The sequence below is a fragment of the Galbibacter sp. PAP.153 genome, assembly GCF_037029175.1.
GTDB classification, from domain to species: domain Bacteria; phylum Bacteroidota; class Bacteroidia; order Flavobacteriales; family Flavobacteriaceae; genus Galbibacter; species Galbibacter pacificus.
The window spans coordinates 65,316-85,834 of the sequence record NZ_JAZEUN010000007.1 but is presented as its reverse complement, the minus strand read 5'-3'; the positions used below and the strand labels follow the sequence as shown (position 1 = coordinate 85,834).

Annotated in this window: 21 protein-coding genes; 7 read left to right on the top strand and 14 right to left on the bottom strand. The window is 37.7% G+C overall.

What is annotated here, in order from left to right; genetic code table 11:
- The first annotated feature begins 9 nt into the window (after positions 1 to 9).
- The 4 genes from UXI14_RS05865 (at position 10) to UXI14_RS05850 (ending at position 3,879) form a co-directional block, all read left to right on the top strand.
- Positions 10 to 687, top strand: coding sequence for a metal-dependent hydrolase (locus tag UXI14_RS05865; protein WP_335965322.1), 678 nt, complete (start codon positions 10 to 12; stop codon positions 685 to 687).
- Entirely contained in the window at positions 688 to 1,731 is a 1,044-nt protein-coding gene (locus UXI14_RS05860; protein WP_335965321.1) for an o-succinylbenzoate synthase, read from the top strand.
- Positions 1,732 to 1,762: 31 nt separating this feature from the next.
- Entirely contained in the window at positions 1,763 to 2,716 is a 954-nt protein-coding gene (locus tag UXI14_RS05855) for a CPBP family intramembrane glutamic endopeptidase (RefSeq protein ID WP_335965320.1), read from the top strand.
- A 71-nt stretch (positions 2,717 to 2,787) separates the two neighbouring features.
- Complete coding sequence (locus UXI14_RS05850) at positions 2,788 to 3,879, top strand: AMP-binding protein (RefSeq protein ID WP_335965318.1); 1,092 nt, start codon at positions 2,788 to 2,790, stop codon at positions 3,877 to 3,879.
- A 66-nt stretch (positions 3,880 to 3,945) separates the two neighbouring features.
- Here UXI14_RS05850 and UXI14_RS05845 read toward each other — a convergent pair whose 3' ends face one another.
- The 3 genes from UXI14_RS05845 to UXI14_RS05835 form a co-directional block, all read right to left on the bottom strand.
- Positions 3,946 to 4,263: a helix-turn-helix transcriptional regulator gene (locus UXI14_RS05845; RefSeq protein ID WP_335965317.1), complete on the bottom strand. Its 318-nt coding sequence runs from the start codon at positions 4,261 to 4,263 to the stop codon at positions 3,946 to 3,948.
- Entirely contained in the window at positions 4,260 to 4,607 is a 348-nt protein-coding gene (locus UXI14_RS05840; RefSeq protein ID WP_335965315.1) for a type II toxin-antitoxin system RelE/ParE family toxin, read from the bottom strand. Before UXI14_RS05840 ends, UXI14_RS05845 begins: the two co-directional genes overlap by 4 nt.
- A 117-nt stretch (positions 4,608 to 4,724) precedes the next feature.
- Positions 4,725 to 6,353, bottom strand: coding sequence for a carboxyl transferase domain-containing protein (locus tag UXI14_RS05835; protein ID WP_335965313.1), 1,629 nt, complete (start codon positions 6,351 to 6,353; stop codon positions 4,725 to 4,727).
- A 198-nt stretch (positions 6,354 to 6,551) separates the two neighbouring features.
- On the opposite strand from UXI14_RS05835, the gene UXI14_RS05830 reads away from it, so the two are divergent.
- On the top strand, positions 6,552 to 6,734 hold the full coding sequence (locus UXI14_RS05830) for a CAL67264 family membrane protein (protein ID WP_277899389.1): 183 nt from the start codon (positions 6,552 to 6,554) through the stop codon (positions 6,732 to 6,734).
- A gap of 64 nt (positions 6,735 to 6,798) precedes the next feature.
- Positions 6,799 to 8,493, top strand: coding sequence for an energy-dependent translational throttle protein EttA (gene ettA, locus UXI14_RS05825; RefSeq protein WP_335965310.1), 1,695 nt, complete (start codon positions 6,799 to 6,801; stop codon positions 8,491 to 8,493).
- A 70-nt stretch (positions 8,494 to 8,563) separates the two neighbouring features.
- On the opposite strand, the gene UXI14_RS05820 is transcribed toward ettA, so the two are convergent.
- Entirely contained in the window at positions 8,564 to 9,448 is an 885-nt protein-coding gene (locus UXI14_RS05820; RefSeq protein ID WP_335965309.1) for an aldose 1-epimerase family protein, read from the bottom strand.
- Between the two features lie 199 nt (positions 9,449 to 9,647).
- Between UXI14_RS05820 and UXI14_RS05815 the strand changes: the two genes are divergently transcribed.
- On the top strand, positions 9,648 to 10,184 hold the full coding sequence (locus UXI14_RS05815) for an NAD(P)H-dependent oxidoreductase (RefSeq protein WP_335965308.1): 537 nt from the start codon (positions 9,648 to 9,650) through the stop codon (positions 10,182 to 10,184).
- Here UXI14_RS05815 and UXI14_RS05810 read toward each other — a convergent pair.
- From UXI14_RS05810 to UXI14_RS05765, 10 genes are all read right to left on the bottom strand, one after another.
- Positions 10,181 to 10,942: a porin family protein gene (locus UXI14_RS05810; RefSeq protein ID WP_335965306.1), complete on the bottom strand. Its 762-nt coding sequence runs from the start codon at positions 10,940 to 10,942 to the stop codon at positions 10,181 to 10,183. The two genes, UXI14_RS05815 and UXI14_RS05810, sit on opposite strands and share 4 nt — an antisense overlap.
- Positions 10,943 to 11,017: 75 nt before the next feature.
- Complete coding sequence (gene argH, locus UXI14_RS05805; protein WP_335965305.1) at positions 11,018 to 12,298, bottom strand: argininosuccinate lyase; 1,281 nt, start codon at positions 12,296 to 12,298, stop codon at positions 11,018 to 11,020.
- A gap of 161 nt (positions 12,299 to 12,459) precedes the next feature.
- Complete coding sequence (locus UXI14_RS05800; protein WP_335965304.1) at positions 12,460 to 13,521, bottom strand: M20 family metallo-hydrolase; 1,062 nt, start codon at positions 13,519 to 13,521, stop codon at positions 12,460 to 12,462.
- 154 nt (positions 13,522 to 13,675) lie between these two features.
- Positions 13,676 to 14,449, bottom strand: coding sequence for an acetylglutamate kinase (argB, locus tag UXI14_RS05795; protein WP_335965303.1), 774 nt, complete (start codon positions 14,447 to 14,449; stop codon positions 13,676 to 13,678).
- Between the two features lie 101 nt (positions 14,450 to 14,550).
- On the bottom strand, positions 14,551 to 15,135 hold the full coding sequence (locus UXI14_RS05790) for a DUF4870 domain-containing protein (protein WP_335965302.1): 585 nt from the start codon (positions 15,133 to 15,135) through the stop codon (positions 14,551 to 14,553).
- A 195-nt stretch (positions 15,136 to 15,330) separates the two neighbouring features.
- Positions 15,331 to 16,275, bottom strand: a complete 945-nt coding sequence (locus UXI14_RS05785) for an N-acetylornithine carbamoyltransferase (RefSeq protein ID WP_335965301.1) — start codon at positions 16,273 to 16,275, stop codon at positions 15,331 to 15,333.
- 72 nt (positions 16,276 to 16,347) lie between these two features.
- On the bottom strand, positions 16,348 to 17,124 hold the full coding sequence (gene proB, locus UXI14_RS05780) for a glutamate 5-kinase (protein WP_335965300.1): 777 nt from the start codon (positions 17,122 to 17,124) through the stop codon (positions 16,348 to 16,350).
- A 110-nt stretch (positions 17,125 to 17,234) separates the two neighbouring features.
- Positions 17,235 to 18,017, bottom strand: a complete 783-nt coding sequence (gene proB, locus UXI14_RS05775; RefSeq protein WP_277899378.1) for a glutamate 5-kinase — start codon at positions 18,015 to 18,017, stop codon at positions 17,235 to 17,237.
- Positions 18,018 to 18,117: 100 nt separating this feature from the next.
- On the bottom strand, positions 18,118 to 19,314 hold the full coding sequence (locus UXI14_RS05770; protein WP_335965299.1) for a glutamate-5-semialdehyde dehydrogenase: 1,197 nt from the start codon (positions 19,312 to 19,314) through the stop codon (positions 18,118 to 18,120).
- On the bottom strand, positions 19,314 to 20,456 hold the full coding sequence (locus tag UXI14_RS05765; RefSeq protein ID WP_335965297.1) for an aminotransferase class III-fold pyridoxal phosphate-dependent enzyme: 1,143 nt from the start codon (positions 20,454 to 20,456) through the stop codon (positions 19,314 to 19,316). The genes UXI14_RS05770 and UXI14_RS05765 overlap by 1 nt, the downstream gene beginning before the upstream one ends.
- Positions 20,457 to 20,519 lie beyond the last annotated feature (63 nt).

The window sequence follows — 20,519 nt, the reverse complement described above, 5'->3', positions numbered from 1 at the left end:
ATCAAACTGATGAAGATTACATTTTACGGACATGCTTCCTTAGGAATCCAAATAGACGATATACATATTTTGGTAGACCCGTTTATTTCGGGGAACGAAAGGGCTTCGCACATAGATATCGATGCCATAAAAGCCGATTATATTTTGGTAACCCATGCCCATGGAGATCATGTCCTGGATGTCGAAAACATTGCCAAGCGAACAGGCGCAGTAGTGGTCTCTAATGCCGAAATAGCATCTCATTACGGTAAAATGGGCATTGAATCGCACCCAATGAACCATGGCGGAAATTGGGACTTCGAGTTTGGTATTGTAAAATACGTAAACGCAATACATTCGTCCTCCTTTCCCGATGGCTCTTATGGCGGACAACCCGGCGGATTTGTAATAGAGAGCGAGCATAAAAACATTTACATAGCCGGCGATACCGCACTTACAATGGACATGAAGCTCATTCCGTTGCGTACCAAGTTAGACTTGGCTATTTTGCCCATTGGGGATAATTTTACAATGGGTGTGGAAGACGCCATTACGGCTTCAGATTTTGTTGAATGCGATAAGGTTCTTGGTTATCATTTTGATACTTTTGGATATATTGAAATTGATCACGAAGATGCTAAAAAACAGTTTTACAATGCCGGAAAAGACTTGATGCTATTAGAAATTGGTGAAAGTATAGAACTGTAAATGAAGGCATCTTATAAAAAACATTTACTTCATTTTAAACGTCCCAGCGGAACCTCAAGAGGGATACTTACCCATAAGGAAACTTGGTTTATTGTTATTGAAGATGAAGGAAAAACCGGTATTGGCGAATGCGGTATTTTACGCTCGTTAAGTATTGACGATACCCCGCATTATGAAGAAAAGCTTAATTGGGTCTGTAAGAATATACAATTGGGAAAAGAAGCCTTGTGGAAAGCTTTATTGGAGTTTCCTTCAATACAGTTTGGTGTAGAACAAGCTTTTTTATCACTTCAGAGTAAAAATAAATTTGAATTATTCCCTTCAGATTTTACACAGGGAAAAAGCGCAATCCCCATAAATGGACTCATCTGGATGGGCGAAGAGAAGTTTATGAACCAGCAAATTTCCGAAAAAATAACAGCCGGCTTCAATTGTATAAAAATGAAAATTGGCGCCATTGATTTTGATACGGAATTCAAACTCTTAAAGGCCATAAGAAGTAGCTTTTCAGCAAAAGAAATAGAACTTCGCGTAGATGCAAACGGTGCATTTTTTCCAAATGAAGCCTTATCAAAATTGGAAAAACTGGCAACGCTGGATATCCATTCCATCGAGCAGCCCATAAAACCCGGCCAATGGAAAATAATGGAACAGTTGTGCCAACAAACTCCGCTGTCCATTGCTTTGGATGAAGAATTAATTGGCATTTTTGATGTAACAAAAAAGCAAGAACTGCTACAAACTATCAAGCCACAGTACATAATTTTAAAACCAAGTTTAATTGGCGGTTACAAAGGCGCAGAAGAATGGATCTCACTTTGCAATAATATGGATATAGGTTGGTGGGTAACAAGTGCCTTGGAGAGCAACGTAGGGCTCAATGCCATAGCGCAATGGACGTATACCTTGAAAAACCCATTGCCGCAAGGTTTGGGAACGGGCAGTTTGTATACAAACAATATAGATAGCCCGTTGGAGGTTAAAAATGGTGCCTTGCATTACAATATCCAAAAAAACTGGAACAAAAATTTAATTACAAGTTAACTCCCATTAAAGGGATTTTATTTTATAGCATATGTATTTAAAACAGGTATTTAATTACAAACACGAATTTTGGCGGTATTTATTGGTATCGCTTATAATAATATTTGTAAGTCAGATAATGCAGATTCCCTTTGTCCTAGCCATTGTTTACAAAGAGGGTGCGGGCATCCTTACCAGTGGAGACACTACTGCGCTATTGAGCGTACTGGAACCCAACCTTAATTTGTTTTTAATGCTGTTGCCATTTGCGGTTTGTTTACCGCTTTTGTTTGTATTGGTAAAGGTATTCCATAGTCAATCTATTACATCCTTAACAACGGGAAGGAAAAAAATTGATTGGAAGCGTATTTTCTTTTCTTTCGTTTTGTGGGCATCGATTTCGGGGGTACTTATTATGGTAGATGTGTATGTGTCTCCAGAAGATTATCAACTTAACTTTAAACTGGTTCCTTTTCTTATTCTTTTTGTTATCGGCACCTTATTGATTCCTTTGCAGACCAGCTTGGAAGAATATATTTTTAGAGGATATTTAATGCAGGGCTTTGCCGGTTTGTTCCTTAACCGATGGGCACCGTTGTTAATGACATCGCTTATTTTTGGCAGTCTGCATGCTTTTAACCCAGAAGTTTACCAATTGGGCTATGGAATAATGGTTTATTACATTGGTACGGGATTGTTTTTGGGCATATTGACCTTAATGGACGACGGAATGGAGCTCGGTTTGGGGTTTCATGCCGCCAACAATCTTATTACCGCTTTGCTTGTAACGGCCGATTGGACAGCTTTTCAAACACATTCCATATACAAAGATGTTTCCACACCAGAGCTGGGTTATGATGTGTTTGTGCCCATTTTTGTGGTTTTCCCTATTTTGTTGATGGTGTTTTCAAAAAAATATAATTGGTCCAACTGGCAAGAAAAATTAACGGGTAAAATAGAGAAGCCCCTTACTGTTGAAAAAATATCGGAAACTAATAGCCATTAAACTTTTTTATAAGAACAATCCGTTTTAATTTTATTCGGGATATTATTAACATAAAAGAACGAGTAAAAAAAATGGACAATATACCTTCTTTTGATAAAGTGCATTTAAAATTTAAACTGAACGGAACCTATTACGACCGTGAAGATTTAAAAGAAGTTGCCTATAGTTTTGTGAAAGAGGGCGAACCTTACGAACAATCCATAGGAGATTTTTTAATGGATTGGTTGAACGATAAGGACCATTTATATGTACGCACTTCCGGCTCAACGGGTACGCCAAAACACATCAGGTTGCAGAAACAATTTATGGTCAATTCGGCCATTGCTTCGGGAGATTTTTTTGGTATTTCTGTTGGCGATACCGCTTTGCATTGCCTTCCCGCCGAATATATTGCCGGAAAAATGATGCTGGTGCGCGCCATGATACTCGGCTTGGAAATAGACTTGGTAGAGCCATCGCTAAATCCCATGCGCGAAATAGACTCGAATTACCATTTTTCGGCCATGATACCATTACAGGTCTACAATTCGTTGCCAAAACTTAATCAAATAAAACAGCTCATTGTAGGTGGTGCACCGGTTACCAAAGAATTAATAGAGGCCGTTCAAGAAAAACATACCAATGTATACGAAACTTATGGAATGACCGAAACCATTACCCATATTGCCGCTAAGCAAATCAATAATTTTAGGAACAAAGAAGAAATTAAAGAAGCACATTTTAAAATATTGCCCAATATAACCATTGGGCTGGACCAGCGTGGGTGTTTGGTAATAGATGCTCCAAATATTGCAGAAGAAACCATTGTAACCAACGATTTGGTTGAATTGATCAATGCCAATGAATTTGACTGGAAAGGGCGTTATGACAATATTATAAATTCGGGCGGTATAAAATTAATCCCGGAACAGTTGGAGAAGAAGATGGCAGGAATTATTGAACAGCGTTTTTTTGTCTATGGAATAGCCGATAAGGAACTTGGAGAAAAATTAGTGCTTGTGGTTGAAGGCCCTAAAGACGATACACTTCAAGAAGCTTTGAAGAAATCCAAAACGCTAAAAAAACACGAATGTCCAAAAGAAATCTATTTCACTGATGCCTTTGTTGAAACCGAAAATGGCAAGGTTATCCGTGAAGCTAGTTTGAATAAAATTACAATGTAAAATCCTGCAAGGTCTTTTTTTGACCTTGTAGGTTTGGTCCCTGTACGTTGTTGATTGTAGTATTTTTTATTCGGGTGCTAAATCCATTTTTTGGTTTAGTAGTTCTACGTTAAAATTGATTTTTGCATTTAATGCTCGAAACACTTTTAAAATAGTCTCAAACCTGGCATCGGTTAGATTATTCTCGATTTTAGAGATTTGTGCTTTTTTTACGCCAATCAATTCTCCAAGTTGCGTTTGGGTTAGTTTTCTTTCTTTTCGAGCTTGTTTAATTGCTTCGCCAATTAAATCAAGCCGCAATTCATTTTCATACGCATCCCTTTCTATAGTTCCTTTTTTTCCTATATACTTGTCTTTTACTTCATCAAATGAATATGTTTTCATCGCTTTCTATTTTTAGATTGGAAGTACTTGTTCATTAGTTCCGTTGCTTTGTCAATTTCCTTTTTTGGGGTTTTCTGCGTTTTTTTAACGATTCCATGAGTTGCAATTACAATAGTTGCTTTATTTTCTGTTTTGTCCCAAAATGCAAAAAGTCGATACTGTTTTTTGTTGTACAAAGTGCGAAACTCCCAAATATCCGAGGTCAGTTTTTTAAAGAGGGAACTGTCGGCATTGACTTTAGCTTTGTCAATATTAAAAAGAATCTTATTCCGAGCCTTTTTGTCAATACCATCAAGAAATTCAAAAACTTCTTTAAGAAACTCAACTTTAAATTTTTCTGTCATTCAGTTATTTATCACAAAGATAAAAGTTTCCTTTATAGTAAACAAATTTAATTTTCTACAAGGTTGTACAAAACCTTGGAATTGGAAATTAATTCTCACTATTTTCAAATACAATAATCAAGTTTGAATAACCCCTAAATTAAACGGTTTTTCAATAGGGGCGTGGTTGGCAGCTTCAATGCCCATGCTTATCCATTTCCGGGTATCAATCGGATCTATAATGGCATCGGTCCATAAACGGGCAGCGGCATAGTAGGGTGAAACTTGTGCATCGTATTTAGATTTTATGTTGTTAAAAAGCTCGTCTTCTTTTTCTTTGGTAATTTCTTCGCCTTTCTTTTTTAATGAAGCAGTTTCAATCTGCAATAATACTTTTGCAGCCTGCGAACCGCCCATTACCGCAAGTTCGGCACTTGGCCATGCTACAATTAATCGCGGGTCGTAAGCTTTTCCGCACATGGCATAATTTCCGGCTCCGTATGAATTTCCAACAACGACCGTGAATTTAGGTACTACCGAATTACTAACGGCATTTACCATTTTTGCGCCGTCTTTAATAATCCCACCGTGTTCGGACTTGCTTCCCACCATAAATCCGGTAACATCCTGCAAAAACACCAAAGGAATCTTTTTTTGATTGCAATTAGCTATAAAACGCGTGGCTTTATCGGCCGAATCGGAGTAAATAACCCCGCCAAACTGCAATTCGCCTTTCTTTGTTTTAACCACTTTGCGCTGGTTGGCCACAATCCCCACTGCCCAGCCATCAATGCGTGCATATCCGGTAATAATGGTTTTTCCAAAGCCGTCTTTGTATGCTTCAAACGAATTGGCATCTACCAACCGATCGATAATTTCGTTCATATCGTATTGCTCGGTCCGGTTTTTGGGCAGAATACCATAAATATCTTCTTGTTTTTCAAGTGGTTTTACGGCTTTTTTTCGGTTAAATCCCGCTTTATCAAAATCGCCTATTTTATCCATTATATTTTTAATGGTATCCAACGCATCTTTGTCGTCTTTGGCTTTATAATCGGTCACACCGCTAATTTCAGAGTGGGTGGTAGCACCGCCCAAGGTTTCATTGTCAATGTTTTCGCCAATGGCCGCCTTTACCAAATAGCTTCCTGCCAGAAAAATGCTTCCGGTTTTGTCAACAATAAGTGCTTCGTCGCTCATAATGGGCAAATAAGCACCCCCGGCAACACAACTTCCCATAACGGCCGCAATTTGGGTAATGCCCATACTGCTCATTATGGCGTTGTTCCTAAAAATTCTTCCGAAGTGTTCTTTATCAGGGAAAATTTCGTCCTGCATGGGCAGATACACGCCGGCGCTATCAACCAAATAGATAATGGGCAACCTGTTTTCCATGGCAATTTCCTGTGCCCTTAAATTTTTCTTCCCGGTAATAGGGAACCATGCCCCGGCCTTAACGGTGGCATCGTTGGCAACTACAATGCACTGTTTACCACTTACATAGCCAATTTTTACAACAACCCCGCCCGAAGGGCACCCGCCGTGCTCTTTATACATGCCATCGCCTGCAAAAGCACCTATTTCTATGTTGTTGGTATTTTTATCCAGTAGGTAATCAATACGTTCACGGGCAGTTAGTTTACCTTGACCGTGTAATTTTTCAATTCGCTTCTCGCCACCACCAAGATGTACCTTTGCCAATTTTTGTTTTAATGCCGAAACCGATAATTTATTGTGATCTTCGTTCTGATTGAATTTTAAATCCATTTAAAATATGTATTTCCTGTAATATAGAAGTTTTTGGTAATTCATGTCCGTCAAATCAAGAAAATAGTTAAAACTCCTGGTATTTTCTGCTAAAATACAAAATCAACCTTTATAGAATTATCTAATATTTCCTTAAATTGTACGATATTTGCCAACCTAAAATATGAAACCCTTTAAATCTATTAAAAGTTACTGTACATGGGAATGAATAAAAATACAATTTTAGCCTGGGCTACGTGGATTATGATTATTGTTGGAATTGCATTGATAGCCTTGGGCGCTTTTAGATATGATGAAGTTGCCGGTTATGGTTTTGCATCGGTTGGAATAGGCTTTTTTGCCATCGCTTGGGTATTTAATGCCCTAAAAGGAAGGGTTTAAAATAACCAAAGCAACACCCCAAGCCAATACCTAAAACACATATCAAATACCAAAAAAAGAATATATGTCAGACGATAAAAAGGTGATATTCTCCATGTCGGGAGTATCAAAAACATACCAAAGTTCCAATAAACAAGTTTTAAAGGATATTTATTTAAGCTTTTTCTATGGAGCCAAAATCGGGATACTCGGTTTAAATGGTTCCGGTAAATCCACTTTGTTGAGGATTATTGCAGGCGAAGAAAAAAATTATCAAGGCGATGTAGTGTTCTCTTCGGGATATTCCGTGGGCTACTTGGCGCAGGAACCTCAGTTGGACGAGACCAAGACCGTTATTGAAATTGTAAAAGAAGGCGTGGGCGAAACGGTTGCCATTCTTGATGAATACAATAAAATTAACGATATGTTTGGCCTGCCGGAAATATATGAAGATGCCGATAAGATGCAAAAACTAATGGACAAACAAGCCGAACTGCAAGACAAAATCGATGCTACCAATGCTTGGGAACTGGACACAAAGCTGGAAATTGCCATGGATGCCTTACGCACACCCGAGCCAGATACGCCCATTAAAGTACTTTCTGGTGGGGAACGCAGGCGCGTGGCTTTATGTAGATTGCTATTGAAACAACCCGATATTTTACTACTGGATGAGCCTACCAACCATTTGGATGCCGAATCGGTATTGTGGTTGGAGCAGCATTTGCAACAATACAGTGGAACGGTAATTGCCGTAACGCACGACCGTTATTTTTTGGATAACGTTGCGGGATGGATTTTGGAATTGGACAGGGGAGAAGGCATTCCTTGGAAAGGGAACTATTCTTCTTGGCTGGACCAAAAATCGAAGCGTTTGGCACAGGAGCAAAAACAGGCATCCAAACGCCAAAAAACATTGGAGCGGGAGCTGGAATGGGTACGTATGGCGCCTAAAGGACGACAGGCCAAACAGAAAGCCCGTTTAAATAATTACGATAAATTATTGAACGAAGACCAAAACAAGCTCGACGAAAAGTTGGAAATTTATATTCCCAACGGACCGCGTTTGGGAACCAATGTTATTGAAGCAAAAGGGGTTTCAAAAGCCTTTGGTGATAAATTATTGTATGAAGACCTTAATTTTAAACTGCCGCAGGCCGGAATTGTGGGCATTATAGGTCCGAATGGTGCCGGGAAGACCACTATTTTTAAAATGATTATGGGCGAAGAAACCCCCGATAAGGGTTCTTTTGAAGTGGGAGAGACCACCAAAATTGCCTATGTGGACCAATCGCATTCCAATATAGACCCGTCGAAATCCATTTATGATAACTTTTCCGATGGACAGGAATTAATCATGATGGGCGGAAAACAGGTAAATACGCGTGCATATTTAAGCCGGTTTAATTTTGCCGGAAGCGAACAGAACAAAAAAGTTGAGGCTTTGTCGGGCGGGGAGCGCAACCGCTTGCATTTGGCCATGACTTTAAAAGAAGAAGGAAACGTGCTTTTACTCGATGAGCCTACCAACGACCTGGATGTAAATACCCTTCGTGCTTTAGAAGAAGGGTTGGAGAATTTTGCAGGTTGTGCCGTGGTTATTTCTCACGACCGTTGGTTTTTAGACCGTATCTGTACGCATATTCTTGCTTTTGAAGGAAACTCGGAAGTCTATTTCTTTGAAGGAAGTTTTTCTGATTATGAAGAAAACAAACGTAAACGCCTTGGTGCCGATGTAACGCCAAAACGTATTAAATACAAGAAATTGATACGCGGATAATATTTTTTAAAGTATAATTCAGTTTGAGCAATGCTTGAATTCTTGGTTTTGTTCAAACTGAATTAAATTTTTAATGAATTGTTATTGAAAAAGTTGCCTCAAAGCTTTTATTTCCCTCAAGTTTAATAAGCCCTTCTTTCTTTTTAAAATCGCCATCGATATTTTCGTTATCCGTAATGCCAAGCCATGGTTCTATACAAACAAAATCTCCGTTGGTTTTTGCCCAAATTCCCAAATAGTCAAAATCGGCATAAGAAACAGTAAGGATTTTACCCTTGGTTTTATGCGCCAAGCTTATTTGCTTAGATTTTAAATCCTTAAAAATAAGGGCGTCGTTTTTAAAAAGTTGGTGTTGCAACCGTATTTTGTCGGTGTTTTCTAGAAAAGGAGCGGTTTTTCCATTTTGCAGGCCTTCATTATTGATTAAATGCCTGTCGCTATTTTCTGTTTTTTCAAATTGAAGTTCGTAATCATTATAATTTTCGGTTTCGGTAAGCGGACATTTAAATGCCGGATGACCACCCAATGAGAACAACATTTCATTATTTCCATGGTTTACAATTTCATGCTGTATACGGAGTACTTTTCCTTCTAGGGAAAAAGTAATGTTAAACTCAAATTTAAACGGATAATCCTTTAGTGTTCCCTCATCATACTTGTATTGAAAAGTAATGCTCTTTTCTTGATGGTCTGTTACCGACAGATTTTCATTATTACGGATAAAACCGTGTTTTGGAATACTGTATTTTTTTCCTTCATATAAATAAGAACCATTTTTTAAGGCACCAATTATAGGGAAAAGTACCGGCGCATGGCTGTCCCAGATGCTTGCATCGCCCTGCCACATGTATTCTTGTCCGTTTTGGTCTTTAATGTTGCATATTTCAGCCCCTATTTTGGTGATTTTTATTTCTAAATGTGAGTTTTTTATGGTGAGTTTTTCAGAATTTTTCATGAATTAAAGCTTATTAATGGATACTTGTCAAAAGTATTAAAACCGAATCATTTATTTAAAAAAGTTGGCTATATTTAATCGGGTTCAAACAAATTAAATACCTGTTGTTATGAAATGCCCATAGCTAAATTTAGATACCAACCGGAATGATAATTGAGGGCATTCCATCTGACCATTAAAAACAATAAAATATTAGCAGATGAAAAAAATTATTGCTTTTGCCGGAAGTAATTCTTCTACTTCCATTAATTACGAATTGGTGAAATATACCGTTTCCTTAATTGATGATTTTGACATTCAGTTACTCAATATGACCAATATGCCTTTTCCCTTATTTAGCGAAGATGACGAAAAAGCAAATGGATATAAAAATTCCTTAATTGAATTAAAAGATGATATTTTAGAAGCCGACGGAGTTATAATTAGCGTTAATGAACACAACAGCAATCCATCGGCCTACTTTAAAAATTTAATAGATTGGCTGTCTCGTGTAGATAGGAAGTTTTTGGCTGACAAATATGTTTTTTTAATGGGCACTTCCGCAGGAAAAAGAGGGGCAATTGGATCTATTACCGTTACCGAAAATATGCTTCCGCGTTTTGGTGCAAAGGTTGAAAACGTGTTTTCTTTGCCGTCTTTCAACGAGAATTTTTCAATTAAAAAAGGAATTATCACCAATGATGAGCTAAAAGCCAAACACAAGGAACAATTGGGGAGTTTTTTAAACAAACTTTAGTTGTTTGGTTGGTCGTCCAGATTTTTTTGCGCAAGCTCGTCGGTAATAAATGGCAAACTTATATTGAATGAAAAATAATGACTTTTATTGTTTCCGTCTATAAAAGAATCCTTAAAAACATCGGTAAACCCTTGACCATAACGCAGGCTTACGTATAGCCCTTTTCCGTTTCTTTTGTATTTTAGGTAATAGCTTACATTGGCAACCAATCCATAATCAATATTATTGGCATGTATCCCGACCGATTGTTCAAAGTCCCCAATATCGGCACTAAATGTGGCATCTACATTTTGTTTAAACGACATTTGCGGGGCCAAGCCAAGCCTTAAGTTGGAATTGGGGATGTTGTAATATACAAAAATGGGCACCTGGATGTAGTTCATGGAAATGGTGGTGGGCACATCTGTATATATATTGTTTAAATACGCATCGGGACTGTTCAGAGAAAAAGACTCCATATCAAAACTGCGTTTGGATAAAAAATAAGCGGTTGGGCTAACAGACCAAGTATCGTTAATTTTTAAATTGCCTGCAATTCCAAAGTTTACGCCAATATTGGGTTTGTTTCCGTCTATGTTCCCAACATTTGTTAGCGGAACACCAATTTCCATACTGATATTGAATTTTTCAGAAGCAACTTTGTCGCCAAACAAAGCAGCAAAAATAGCGGCCTGGGCATTTGCCTGATAACCAAAACATGCTATAAATACAAAAACAAGCACTGTGTTTAAGGCTTTTAGGTTTTCTTGACGTTTCATGACTGTTAAATTGGTTGATTACTCAAAATGTAGCTATTTTATACTATTAATTTTAGAAAAATACATCTTGAGTACTTAAAAAAGTTTCTCCATTTTTGCTTTAATTTCTTCCAAGCAAAGATTTCCCAAACTTCCTTTGTGCGTATGCGCAATGTTCCTTTTAGGTTTAAAAGTCCCGTTTTCTATGGCTTCGCCCATTTGTTTGTAGGCATCACGAAACGGAACACCGCTCAGGACAAGGTCGTTTAACGTATCTACACTAAATAGGTAATCATATTTTTTATCGTCAAGGATGTTATCTTTTACAATGATGTTTTGTATGGAAAAAACCATCATTTCCAAACACGATTTTAACTCCTGAATTGCAGGTACAATAATTTCCTTGGTCAATTGAAGGTCCCGGTGATATCCACTTGGCAAATTGGTGGTCAACATGGCCAGTTGATTGGGAACGGCTTGAATTTTGTTGCATTTTCCACGGATAAGCTCAAAAACGTCCGGATTTTTTTTATGCGGCATGATGCTGGAACCGGTGGTTAATTCGTTCGGGAAAGTGATAAAGTCGAAATTCTGACTCATATACAAACAAATGTCCATAGAAAACTTGGCTAAAGTAGAAGCAATGCTGCTTAACCCAAAAGCAGTGCTTTTTTCAGATTTTCCCCGGCTCATCTGCGCGGCGACCACATTGTATTTTAGCGTTTCAAAATCGAGCTCGGCAGTGGTGAAATCTCTGTCGATAGGGAAGGAGCTTCCATAACCGGCTGCACTTCCCAACGGATTTTGATCTACAATTTTATGTGCGGCATCAATAAAATATAAATCGTCTATCAAACTTTCGGCATAGGCTGAAAACCAAAGCCCAAACGACGACGGCATGGCTATTTGAAGGTGCGTATACCCGGGCAATAATGTATTTTGATATTTATCGGCTAAATTAATGAGTACATCAAAAAGTTCTTTGGTGCTTGCTTTTATTTGTTCGAGTTCGTTTTTGAGGTATAAATTTACCGCAACCAAAACTTGATCGTTTCTGGAACGGGCAGTATGGATACGTTTGCCGGTATCGCCTAATTTTTCGGTAAGTAAGTATTCAATTTTAGAATGTACGTCCTCAAAATTATCTTCAATGTTAAATGTACCATTTTCAATGGTTTGACCAATGTTGGTCAATTCTTTTACAAGCAGATTTGCTTCGTCTTCTGTAATCAACCCGATTTTATGGAGCATTTTGGCATGCGCCTTCGATGCCAGCACATCGTATTTGGCAATGACCAAATCCAACTCCCTGTCTGATCCGACCGTAAAAATATCTATTTTTTTATCTGTAGAAAAGCCTTTTTCCCAAAGTTTCATGTGTTGTATGTTGTATAGTTTGTAAAGTTGAAAGTTTATAAAGTTTTAATATTGAAATGCGAAGTTACGAAGTTACGTTGTTATGGTGTGTGTTTACTTTTAATTTTCCAACTATTAAAATAAGTCCGGTTATGAATTATTTTAATGACATTTAAAAAATTTTACAGAACCTTTTCCAGCAACTTTATATACAAATCGATGCCTTCTTCAATTTCCTGCACGTAAATAAACTCGTTGGCCGAATGTGATCTGGTGGAATCGCCGGGACCAAGTTTTAACGAGGCGCAGCTTAGTGTTGCCTGATCGGAAAGGGTGGGAGAGCCGTAGGTTTCCCTGCCCAGTTCTATTCCTGCTTTTACCAAGGCATGGTCTTTTGGAATGGCAGACGAATTTAAGCGGAGCGAACGCGGAGTGACCTCGCACGGGGCTAATTTTTTTAGGGTTTCGTATACTTCCTGATTGCTGTACTTGTCGTTTACTCGTACATCGATAACGAGTTTTACATCGGCGGGCACTACGTTGTGTTGATTTCCGGCTTCTATTTGCGTGACGGTCATTTTTACGGGGCCGAGGACTTCCGAAACTTTTTCAAACTTATAATCTTTAAACCACTGCAAAACCTCGATGGTTTTGTAAATGGCGTTGTCATTATTCGGGTGTGCAGCATGGCTGGGGGTGCCTTTTACCAATGCATCAAAAACTACCAAGCCTTTTTCGGCAATGGCCAAATTCATAAGTGTTGGTTCGCCCACAATGGCCACCTCTATTTCTGGAAGATGCTTTAATACCGAATTGAGTCCGTTTGGACCAGAGCTTTCTTCTTCGGCAGATGCTACAATTACTATATTGTACTTTAAATTTTTTTGCTGATAAAAATATGTAAATGTGGCAATTAAAGAAACCAGACAGCCGCCAGCATCGTTACTCCCCAAACCGAAAAGTTTTCCGTCTTCGATATGTGCATTAAATGGATCTTTGGTATATGCCGAATTGGGTTTTACGGTATCGTGATGCGAATTTAAAAGAAGCAAGGGTTTACCTTCTGTATAATCTTCATTAAAGGCCCAAATATTGTTGTTTTCCCTTTTAAAAGGAATTTTATACCTATTAAACCAAGCCTCAATCAATGCAGCAGTTTTATCCTCTTCTGAAGAAAAAGATTGTGTTTGTATAAGCGATTTTAAGAGCTCTATGGCTTCTTGTGTAAGTTGTAGTATGGTCATTTTATTAGTTCTTATGTTTGTATTGTTCAGAGTTGATTTAGTTTGGTATTTATGTGAAAAAAAATATTCTCACTTTGTCATGCTGAGCTTGTCGAAGCATTTTTTACAATAACCCTTCGACAGGCTCAGGGTGACATTTTCAATTTAGAATGTATTATAAAGTAATCGTTGTTCTTATTTCCTTTTCATTGCCAAGCATATCGACGCTTCCAATGTATACTTTGTGCACATTTTTTTCGAGTGCATGAAAACAGTTGTGGAGTTTGGGGAGCATTCCGTCTGCAATAATGTTTTCTTTTATCAATGCTTGGTATATTTCTGTGTTGATATCTGTAATTACCGAATCATCATCTTTAATACTGCGCAAAACCCCTTTCTTTTCAAAGCAATAATACAGTTCTGCCTCAAATTCGTTTGCCAATGCAATGGCAATTTCCGAGGCAATGGTATCGGCATTGGTATTGAATAGTTGACCATCGCCGTCGTGCGAAATAGCGCAGCAAACGGGAGTAATGGTGTTATTGAGCAGTAATGAAAACATATTGGTATTTACATTGGTAATATCGCCCACAAAACCAAAATCGTGTGTTTTTACAGGACGTTTCACCGATTTTATACTGTTTAAATCGGCGCCCGAAAGTCCCAGGGCATTACAATTTTTGGCTTGCAGCTTGGCAACAATGGTTTTGTTTGCCAAACCGCCATATACCATGGTAATGATATCCAAGGTCTCTTGGTCTGTAATTCTCCGCCCATCTACCATTTTGGTTTCAATACCTAGTTTTTCGGCCATTTGTGTTGCTATTTTTCCACCGCCATGAACCAGTATCTTTGGACCTTCAATCTTACTGAAGTTTTCTAAAACCTGCTCTAATGCAGTTTCTTTTTCTATAAGGTTACCGCCTATTTTTACGATTGAAAGTTTCATGTGTTGTATGTTGAAAGTTTATAAAGTTGAAGGTTTGTAATGTTTGAAAGTTGAATTTGATTTTTTATGCATGTTTATTAATTATAGAATACTTGTTGTCTTTACTTAAAAAAGTTTATTGCAGGGATGAATTTAAAATTCTTATTTTGATAAACTCTTAAAGTGTTTAATAAGATTAAAATAATATTATATACGTACAAGATAATGATTGGGATATACATCTTTAATATAGTTGCGGGCCCTATAAAGCTTCCAAATATTTTAAACATTCCAGAAAACAAAAAAATAAAATATGTGAACAGGAGAACCGACCAAGTTATTTCAAAATTTAGAATAGCTTTCCCCAGTTTATTTACATTCTTTAATTTATCTTTTTTTAGGATCCAAAAAATTAAAGGAATAATAATGCCTAATAACGGAAAGAATAAAAACCCAAGTGGAGATAAAGCCATTACCGTTATATACCCTTTGTCATCTTGAATTTGCCAATCTATTATTTCGTCTGGAGTGGTATTTAATGCTATTGCTAATCGTTTTAAAGAATCTCCCCGCGGAGTTGTCTCTCCATTTTCTATTCTTTGAATTGTCCTTAAGCTTAATCCGGATTTTTCTGCTAAAAGTTCCTGTGTCGTTCCTTTTAAATTCCTTAATTCTTTTACCCTTTTTGATAAATTTAAGTCACTCATTTTTTTAAGTTTTAATTTGAAGTAAAAGTATTAATGAATAAATGTTTTATGTAACGTCTGCAACATGTCATTCTTACGTCATTTTTGTCAAACAATTAATTCTCTGTACATTTTCATTTCTATAATTAATCGAATATTTTTACTTAGCCACTTAGCCACTTAGCCACTTAGCCACTTAGCCACTTAGCTACTTTATTACTCGGCTACGTTTTTCAATATTTCCTTTAAAACCGCTTGTGCAGCATATGTTCTGTTGTTTGCTTGCTGAATAACGATGGATTGATTGCTGTCCAAAACTTCATCGGCTACAACTACGTTCCTCCTTACCGGTAAACAGTGCATGAATTTAGCTGTTTTTATTTTGTCAAGTGTAAGCATCCAGCTTTCATCGGTACATTTAATCTGCCCGTAATCTTTATAGCTGCTCCAGTTTTTGGCATAGACAAAATTGGCATTTTTTAAGGCTTCCTCTTGATTGTATACAATTGGTGCGTTTCCAGTAATCTTTGGATTCAATTCGTACCCTTCGGGGTGGGTAATACAAAAATCGACATCGATCATCTGCATCATTTTAGCAAAAGAATTTGGCACGGCATGTGGCAAAGCCCTCGGGTGTGGCGCCCAGGTTAACACTACTTTTGGACGCTTTTTTTGTTTAAATTCGGTAATGGTTATGGCATCTGTTAAGGCCTGTAACGGGTGCGCCGTGGCGCTTTCCATATTTACCACGGGAACCGAAGCGTATTTTTGAAAACTTTTAATAACCAGTTCTTCTTCATCCTTTATTTTATCGGTGAGTGAAGGAAAGGCCCTTAAAGCAACAATGTCTACATATTGCGAGATAACCGCCGCGGCTTCTTTAATATGTTCTGCTGTACCGGCATTCATAACGCTTCCGTCTTCAAATTCAAGTCCCCAACTATCCGAATTCAAATTCATGGTCATAACATCCATCCCTAAATTTTGCGCTGCTTTTTGAGTACTTAAACGCGTACGTAAACTGGAATTGAAAAATAGGAGCCCGATGGTTTTATTTTCTCCTAATTTTTTAGAGGAAAAAGGATTGGATTTTAAAGAAATGGCTTCAGAAATAAGGGTGTCTATGTTATTTATATCTTCAAGGTCAAGGAAGTGTTTCATTCGGTTTGCAATTTTATAATGATGAATTAATACTTTAATTTAATATCTTTAATTAATTGACTATAAATACTTTTATTTAGTTATGATTTTAGTGTATGGAATATTTCCAAGTACGGTTTTGGTTATAAAATTCTCTTCCATACCGTTTACAATCCATGTTTCTATGTTCGATTTTACAGCAATTTCAATGGCATCAACTTTAGACTTCATTCCTCCCGTTCCATGCGATGATTTTCCCTCGGCTACTTCTTTTATCAAGCTTTCAAAGCCCATAACTTCCCGAATGGTTTCCGGGGTTCCATTTTGCATCGATTTTTTGGTATATATGCCATAGGTGTTGGTTGCAATAATCAATAAATCGGCTTTTAAAAGTGAGGCGGTCATGGCGGCCAGTTTATCGTTGTCGCCAAATTTTATTTCATCGGTGGCAACGGTATCATTTTCATTTATAATCGGGACATAATCGTTCTGTAAAAGTATATTGATGGTATTTACAATATTGTCTTTGGATGTTTTGCTCTTAAAATCGGAATAAGAAAGCAAGCATTGCGAGATATACAGGCCCAATTCCCTGAAGTTTTCCTGATAAATACGCATTAAATGCAGTTGCCCAATGGATGCAAGCGCCTGTTTTACGTTAATTTCCTTGCCATTGCCCTCTAACTTTACAAATTGTTTGGCTGCGGCAATGGCGCCCGAGCTAACAATAATAAACTCATATTCGTTTTTTAAAGAAGCGACTTGCCTGGCAATATCTTCTATTTTGCCGCGGGAAATATGGTTGGTTTCCCGGGTCAGGGTATTGGATCCAATTTTTAGGACAATTCTTTTTTTGGTTGATGGCTTCATTTTTTTCCGAAATGACATAAAAAAAGCCCAAAAAGCATAACTTTTATACATGTTTATAGTGTATGGAATTACTTTTTGGGCTTTTATCTATAGGCTTGTTATATTAAAAATCATTCAATTTTTGTAAAAGCGGTATTTTGATTAATGGTGTTTAAGATAAAATTATCTTCCAGACCATTTACAATCCAAGTTTCGATATTTGCCTTGTTGGCAATCTCCAAAGCAACCACTTTCGAGCTCATCCCGCCGGTACCGTGCGAAGATTTATCTTCGTCTACCACTTCTTTTTTAAGGTCGGAGAAATCGCTTACTTCTTCAATAGTTTCGGGCGATCCTTCCTTAAACGATTCTTTGGTATAAATACCGTTGGTATTAGTGGCAATAATCAATAAATCTACTTTTAAAAGTGCCGCGGTCAACGCTGCCAATTTATCGTTATCTCCAAATTGTATTTCGTCGGTGGCAACAGTATCGTTTTCATTGATAATTGGAATGTAACCGTTGTCTACCAATATATTGATGGTGTTTACAATATTCTTTTTTGAAACGTCTTTTTCAAAATCAGAATAGGAGAGGAGGCATTGCGATGCCAATAGCCCCAATTCTCTAAAGCTTTCTTGAAAAATACGTATTAAATGTGGCTGGCCAATGGATGTTAAAGCTTGCTTTACATTGATGTCTTCGCTGTAAGTGCTTTCCAGGTTTACAAATTGCTTGGCAACTACCTTTGCGCCGGAACTAACAATTACAAACTCGTAATCGTCTTGCAGTGCTGCAATTTGCCGGCCTATATCTTCGATTTTCCCTCTTGATATTTGATCTGATTCTTTTGTAAGCGTATTGGAACCTATTTTTAATAGAATTCTTTTTTTCTTCTTTTTGGGCTTACTCATTTTTCTGTTTTTAAATTATAGTTGTGTTTGTTGCTCAGAGAGCAAAATATTCCGGTTTGACCAGAATGGATTATCAAATTTTTATTGTTAATTATTTCTGTTATCTAATTTGTCCGTTACCGTGAATATACCATTTGTTGGTAACCAAATGCTCAAGCCCGATGGGCCCTCGCTGGTGCAATTTATCGGTACTTATGGCCAATTCGCCACCCAATCCTAAGGCTCCACCATCTGTAAATCTAGTTGAAGCATTATGATATACTGCGGCAGAATCTACTGTTGTCATAAACAAATCGGCTACATCATTATCCTTGGTAATAATAGCTGCCGAATGCCCGCCCGAATATTTGTTGATTTTTGCAATGGCATCTTCAACAGAATCGATAACGCCAATTACAATTTTATAATCTAAAAATTCTTCATACCAAATATTATCATTTTCAATTACAGTTACACTGTCAAAATCATTCAATTCCTTATCCACATGAACATCTACATTAAATTCGGCTAACCGATCTAATAACTTGGCTACAAAATCCTTGTAATTTGGAAGGTTGGTATCTATTAAAACCTTGTCCAGTGCATTACATGCAGATATTTTTGCGGTTTTGGCATTGATAATAACCTTCATTGCCAAATCAAGGTCGGCATTTTTATGAACATATACAAAGTTGTTTCCCCGGCCACTTACAATTACAGGGCAATTTGCGTTTTCTTTTACAAATTGAATCAACCGTTCCCCGCCACGTGGTACAATAAGGTCTATTTGTTGCGTGGGGTTTTCTAAAAATGCCTGAGTTTCCTGTCGGTTAAACTGTAAATATTCAACCCACTCTGTTGAAACATTGTGTTTTTTCATGGCGCGGTGCCATAAATCTACAATCAAGAGGTTGGAATTTAGCGATTCCTTTCCGCCCTTCAGCAAAATTTTGTTCCCGGATTTAAAGGCAATCCCGGCTGCTTCAACAGTTACATCGGGTCTGGATTCATAAATAATCATGATGGTTCCAAACGGGGCCGTTTTGTTAAAAACGTCCATTCCGTTGTCGTGCTTAAAATGGAACCGCTCTTTTCCCAAAGGATCTTCTTGCGATGCCAATTCTTTTAACGACGCTATCATTCCGTCTATTTTAGCATCGTCTACCTTTAGGCGGTCTTCCATGGCAAGATCTTCGCCATTGTAGCCGTCGAGGTCTTTTTTGTTTGCTTTTATAATGGCATCTTGCTCCTCGCGGATCAATTCTGCCATTGTTGTTAATACATTATTTCTTTCGGAAATTGTCAGTATTTTATTCATTACAAATTTTGATTTTTTAAAACATCGGACAAAGCTTCAAAAAAGCTGTCCATATGATGCTTTTGAATCGTTAATGGCGGTAAAATTCTTAATAAGTTCTTATTTGACGAGCCGCCGGTAAATATTTTTTTCTCGTAAATAAGCGCTTTTCTTATATCTGATACATTTTGTCCAAACTCCATTCCAAGCATGAGCCCTCTACCTTTAAGTTTTTGTAAACTATTGATTTTCTTGGCTTTTTCTTCAAAATAAGCAGCTATTTCATTCACATTATCGATTAATTTTTCATTTTCAATAACGTCCAGAACAGCAAGCGCAGCAGCACATGCCAAGTGATTGCCTCCAAAGGTGGTGCCCAGCATTCCGTGTTTGGCTTCAAATTTAGGGTGTATTAAAACCCCGCCAATAGGAAAGCCGTTTGCCATGCCTTTGGCAACTGTAATTATGTCAGGTTGAATGTCATGATGCTGAAAGGCAAAGAATTTCCCGCTTCTTCCGTAACCGGATTGAATTTCATCTAAAATTAAAGCTACATGATGTTTTTTGCACAATTTGACCACTCCTTGTAAAAACTCGGTGGCGGGCTCGTCTAATCCGCCAACGCCTTGAATGGGTTCAATAATAACCGCACAAACGTCACCGAACGCTAATTCATAATCTAAAGAGTGAAGTTGGTTAAAAGGAAGGAATGTGGTGACGCTGTGCTGGTTATTAATAGGAGCGTTTATAGCCCTATTGTCTGTAGCTGCAACTGCTGCAGATGTTCTTCCGTGAAAAGCATTTTTAAAAGCAATGACACGCGATTTATTGGTGTGAAACGATGCTAGTTTTAATGCGTTTTCATTGGCTTCTGCCCCAGAATTGCAGAGAAACAAACTATATTCCTCGCAATTAGAAAGCCTTCCTAATCTTTCTGCCAGCTCCACTTGAAGCGGATTTTGAATGGCATTGGAGTAGAAGCCCAATTTGTTTACTTGTTCGGTAATGCGTTCTACATACGTAGGATGAGCATGGCCAATGGAGATAACGGCATGGCCTCCGTAGAGGTCTAAATATTCTTGCCCGTTCTCGTCGTAAACATACACGTCTTTTCCCTTTTCGGGAGTAACGTTGTATAAAGGGTAAACATCAAACAGTTTCATTTATTGTATACAGAGTTTATTATTTTATTGTTAAGCCGTATTCCTTGAAGGTGTTTTTGGCTT

Bases quoted from the DNA above. Each gene is read 5' to 3' on its own strand.
- UXI14_RS05865 (WP_335965322.1), top strand. From the start codon at position 10: ATGAAGATTACATTTTACGGACATGCTTCCTTAGGAATCCAAATAGAC.
- UXI14_RS05860 (WP_335965321.1), top strand. From the start codon at position 688: ATGAAGGCATCTTATAAAAAACATTTACTTCATTTTAAACGTCCCAGC.
- UXI14_RS05855 (WP_335965320.1), top strand. From the start codon at position 1,763: ATGTATTTAAAACAGGTATTTAATTACAAACACGAATTTTGGCGGTAT.
- UXI14_RS05850 (WP_335965318.1), top strand. From the start codon at position 2,788: ATGGACAATATACCTTCTTTTGATAAAGTGCATTTAAAATTTAAACTG.
- UXI14_RS05845 (WP_335965317.1), bottom strand. From the start codon at position 4,263: ATGAAAACATATTCATTTGATGAAGTAAAAGACAAGTATATAGGAAAA.
- UXI14_RS05840 (WP_335965315.1), bottom strand. From the start codon at position 4,607: ATGACAGAAAAATTTAAAGTTGAGTTTCTTAAAGAAGTTTTTGAATTT.
- UXI14_RS05835 (WP_335965313.1), bottom strand. From the start codon at position 6,353: ATGGATTTAAAATTCAATCAGAACGAAGATCACAATAAATTATCGGTT.
- UXI14_RS05830 (WP_277899389.1), top strand. From the start codon at position 6,552: ATGGGAATGAATAAAAATACAATTTTAGCCTGGGCTACGTGGATTATG.
- ettA (WP_335965310.1), top strand. From the start codon at position 6,799: ATGTCAGACGATAAAAAGGTGATATTCTCCATGTCGGGAGTATCAAAA.
- UXI14_RS05820 (WP_335965309.1), bottom strand. From the start codon at position 9,448: ATGAAAAATTCTGAAAAACTCACCATAAAAAACTCACATTTAGAAATA.
- UXI14_RS05815 (WP_335965308.1), top strand. From the start codon at position 9,648: ATGAAAAAAATTATTGCTTTTGCCGGAAGTAATTCTTCTACTTCCATT.
- UXI14_RS05810 (WP_335965306.1), bottom strand. From the start codon at position 10,942: ATGAAACGTCAAGAAAACCTAAAAGCCTTAAACACAGTGCTTGTTTTT.
- argH (WP_335965305.1), bottom strand. From the start codon at position 12,298: ATGAAACTTTGGGAAAAAGGCTTTTCTACAGATAAAAAAATAGATATT.
- UXI14_RS05800 (WP_335965304.1), bottom strand. From the start codon at position 13,521: ATGACCATACTACAACTTACACAAGAAGCCATAGAGCTCTTAAAATCG.
- argB (WP_335965303.1), bottom strand. From the start codon at position 14,449: ATGAAACTTTCAATCGTAAAAATAGGCGGTAACCTTATAGAAAAAGAA.
- UXI14_RS05790 (WP_335965302.1), bottom strand. From the start codon at position 15,135: ATGAGTGACTTAAATTTATCAAAAAGGGTAAAAGAATTAAGGAATTTA.
- UXI14_RS05785 (WP_335965301.1), bottom strand. From the start codon at position 16,275: ATGAAACACTTCCTTGACCTTGAAGATATAAATAACATAGACACCCTT.
- proB (WP_335965300.1), bottom strand. From the start codon at position 17,124: ATGAAGCCATCAACCAAAAAAAGAATTGTCCTAAAAATTGGATCCAAT.
- proB (WP_277899378.1), bottom strand. From the start codon at position 18,017: ATGAGTAAGCCCAAAAAGAAGAAAAAAAGAATTCTATTAAAAATAGGT.
- UXI14_RS05770 (WP_335965299.1), bottom strand. From the start codon at position 19,314: ATGAATAAAATACTGACAATTTCCGAAAGAAATAATGTATTAACAACA.
- UXI14_RS05765 (WP_335965297.1), bottom strand. From the start codon at position 20,456: ATGAAACTGTTTGATGTTTACCCTTTATACAACGTTACTCCCGAAAAG.